Source organism: Burkholderia sp. WTPI3, assembly GCF_021483755.1.
In the GTDB taxonomy this organism is placed as follows: Bacteria; Pseudomonadota; Gammaproteobacteria; order Burkholderiales; family Burkholderiaceae; genus Burkholderia.
Map to the genome: position 1 here is coordinate 1 of NZ_JAGIXF010000188.1, position 3,896 is coordinate 3,896.

Sequence of the window (3,896 nt, forward strand, 5' to 3'; positions counted from 1 at the left end):
CGGCGAGCGCGGCCAGCAGCGCGCGGCGCTGGTCGGCCGGCGCCGCGCGATGGTTGTATGCGACGAGGCGCAGCGTGCCGTCGTCCGCGAGTTGCGCGCGCAGCAACTGCGCGCCGATGCCGTCGCCGTGCGCAACGCGGATCTCCGCGTCGTCACGCGCGGCGAACAGGTCGTCCGCGAATACGAGGCGGCACGTGTCGGGCATCGTGATTCCGTCCGGGCGGACTTCAGCCAGCATCGCGCACCTCCAGGCCGGTTTGGACCGGTGTGCCGATGCATGCGCCGAGCGCAGCGAGCGTCGGCGACGCGAACACGTCGGCCACCGTCAGCGGACGACCGGCGCGGTTCGCCGCGTCGACGAAGCGCACGACGTCGAACGACGTCGCACCGGCCTCGAACAGATCGGCGTCGGGCGCAGGCGCGGCCGTCGCGAAGGTGTCGGACCACAACGCCGCGAGCGATGCAACGGCGTTCGGGGCGGCCGACGCTGCCGTGCCGTGCGCCGCATGGCGCACCGGCGCGACTGCGTCCGCGGCGGGTGCAGCGACCCGCGCATCGGGCGCACCGAGCATCGCTTCCGGCGCACCGGCGAAACGGGCGACTTCGTCGTGATACAGCCGGACGAGCGTGTCGACGAACGTGCCGTCGAGCAGTTCGTCCGCATACGAGAACGCGGCGCTCAAGCGGCCGTCCGGATGTTCGACGACGTCGAGCTCCAGCGTGAACACGACGCGATGCCGCACGTCGCCGAATTCGGCGAGCGACAATCCGGCCCAGTCGCGCGCAGTCGCACCGGTCGGGCGCAGGTAGTTGAACATCACCTGGAACAGCGGATTGGCCTGCGCCGTGCGTGGCGCGCGCAGTGCCGCGACGACGTCGGCGAACGGCACGTCGGCATGCGCATACGCGGCGAGCGCCGTGTCGCGCACCTGGGCGAGCACGTCCGCGCGGCGGGCCGCCGCGCCGATACGCGTGCGCACGACGACGGAATTGATGAAGAGTCCCAGCGCATCGCGCGCCGCGTCGCCCGTCAACTCGCGCGTCGACGCGAGCACGCCGACCGGCTGGTCGGCCGCGCCGGTCGCGCGGAACAGCGCGGTATTGAGCGCCGCGTGCAGCAGCATCGGCAACGTCGCATGCGCGGCCGATGCTGCGTCGCGCGCAGTACGGATCAGCGCCGCATCGAACTCGAACGCGATGCGTGCCGCGCGCCATTGCGGGACGGCCGGCGCATCCGCACGCTGCGGCAGCACGCACGACGGCAGCTCTGCCAGCGCGTCGCGCCAGTATGCGACGCGGGCCGGGTGGCATGGCGCAGGCAAGACGAGCGTGCGGTTTTCCACAGCGGGCGTCGATGCCGATGCCGCTTCACCGCGCACGCTATCGACATAGCGAGCGCGCACCGCATCGAGCCACAGCTCGATCGATTCGCCATCCGACACGATGTGATGGATCGTCACCGACAATACGTGATCATCGGCGCCGAGCCGCAGCACGCGTGCGCGCCACAGCGGCGCATCGGCGACGAGATCGAACGGTGCGAGTGCATCCGCATCGGTCAGCGCTGCCGCGCGAGCGAGCGCATCGGGCTGTGCCGACAGATCGACGACCGGCAACGCGACGGTCGAGGCGTCTTCGATCCGCTGGCCCGGCAGCATGCCGTCGCGCACGACGAGCCGTGTGCGCAGCGCCGGATGCGCGGCTGCCGCAGCGGAAAACGCTGCGCGCAGCGCAGCGACGTCGAGCGGACCGCGCACGCGCAGCGCGACCGGAATGTTGTACGCGGCGCTGTCCGGCTGCGCGCGCCACAGGAACCAGAGGCCGAGCTGCGCGGGCGACAGCGGCCACACACCGTGCGCATCGGGTTTGACCACCGCGATGCCCGGCGCCGCGGCACCGGCGTATGCAGCGCGCGGTGCGTCGGCAACCTGCCGCGCATATTGCGCCAGCACCGGCGCTTCGAACAGCGCGCGTACCGGCACATCGCGGCGAAGCCGCTCGGCGACACGCGTCGCGACGCGCACCGCGGCCAGCGAATGGCCGCCGAGGTCGAAGAAGTGATCGCCACGGCCGACGCGCACGACGTTCAACACGTCGCGCCAGATCGCCGCAAGCACGGCCTCGTCGCCGTCGTGCGGCGCTTCGTATGCACGTTCGACGCGCACCGGCGCGGGCAGCCGCGCGCGGTCGACCTTGCTGTTGGCATTGCGCGGCAGCGCGTCGAGCACGATCAGTTGCGCGGGCACCATGTAGTCGGGCAGCATGCGGCGCAGATGCGCATCGAGCGTCGCGGCTTCGACGGGTTGCGCCGCGGCCTGCGCGTCTGCGCTCAGTTCGACGTACGCGACGAGCTGGGCCTGCGCGCCCTGCCCGTGCACGACCGCGCATGCTTCGCGCACCGCATCGTGCGCGGCGAGCTGGGCCTCGATTTCGCCGAGTTCGATGCGCAACCCGCGCAGCTTCACCTGATGATCGACGCGACCGATGAAGTCGAACACGCCATCCGCGCGACGCCTCACGAGGTCGCCGGTGCGGTACAGGCGTGCGCCCGGCGCGCCGTACGGGTCAGGCACGAAACGCTCGGCCGTCAGCGCCGGACGGTCCAGATAGCCGCGCGCCACGCCGATTCCCTCGCCGCCCAGATACAGTTCGCCGATCACGCCCACCGGCAGCGGATGCAGCCGCTCGTCGAGCACGTGCGCGGTGCGCGCGCCGACCAGCGTGCCGATCGGCAGGTACGCGGCGTCGCCGAGTGCCGCGAGATCGTCGCCGGGACGGAACATCCACAACGTCGGCGTGATGACGGTCTCGGTCGGGCCGTAGCCGTTGACCACCCGTACGTTCGGCATCGCGCGGCGCAGCATCGCGAACGCTTCGCGCGACGTCGCCTCGCCGCCGACGGTCAGCGAACGCAGCGTCGGCGGTGCGCCGTGCGCGAGCGCCCATTCGGCGAGTTGCGCGGCGCAGCCGGGCGGCACGTAGGTCATCGTCACGCCGTCGCGGACCATCATCGCGCAGGTCTGCGCCGGCGGCCACAGCACGTCGGCCGTCACCGACACGGCGGCACCCGACAGGTATTGCGAAAACCATCCTTCGTGCGCGCCGTCGAAGTTGACCGACTGGAACAGCAGGAAAACGTCGTTTTCGCTCGCGCCGTAGCGCTCGGCGATCGCCACGCAGTGCCGCGCGAATGCCGCGTGATCGACGATCACGCCCTTCGGCTTGCCGGTCGAGCCCGACGTGTAGATTGCATATGCCGCATGGCCGGGCAGCACGTCCGGCAGCTCGACCTGAGCGGCTTCGTCGAATGCCTCCACCTGGTCCGCTCGCCAGATGCGCAGTTGCGGCAGATCGGGCAGCGACGCGGCGCTCGCGGCGTCGGTCAGCACGTGCGCGATGCCCGCGTCGCCGACGATCTGTGCGAGCCGTTCGCGCGGATGGGCCGGATCGAGCGGCACGAACGCGGCACCCGACTTCAGCACCGCGATCAGCGCGACCAGCAGGTCGACCGAACGCTGCAGCGCGACGCCGACGCGCATCTCGGGCCGCACGCCGGCCGCGACGAGATTGCGCGCGATGCGTGCGGCGCGGGCGTCGACTTCGCCGCGCGTGAATGCGCGATCGATGTCGGCGACGCCGCGCGCGCCGGGCCGCGCCTGCGCATGCGCGGCGATGCGCGCATGCACAGGCACGAACGGTTCGGCCTCGGCCGCACCCGCCGGCGCGTTCCACGCGAAGAGTTGCGCGAGTTCATTGGCGGGCAGCCAGTCGAGATCGCCGATCGGCATGTCGGGGCGCGCGAGCCCGTCGCCGAGCAGCGTGACGAAGCGCGCGGCGAGCCGCCCGATCGCGCCCCCCCCGAACCGGCCCAGCGCGTAGATGAAGGCCGCGTCGAA

1 protein-coding gene and 1 pseudogene are annotated in these 3,896 nt (G+C 71.8%); both read right to left on the reverse strand.

What is annotated here, in order from left to right; translation table 11 throughout:
• A pseudogene (locus J7024_RS36565) lies at nucleotides 1-238 on the reverse strand (GNAT family N-acetyltransferase); the annotation flags it as partial.
• The coding region (locus tag J7024_RS36570) for a non-ribosomal peptide synthetase (protein ID WP_234746022.1) at nucleotides 228-3,896 on the reverse strand (3,669 nt) is incomplete at its 5' end. The gene J7024_RS36570 and the pseudogene J7024_RS36565, both read right to left, overlap by 11 nt.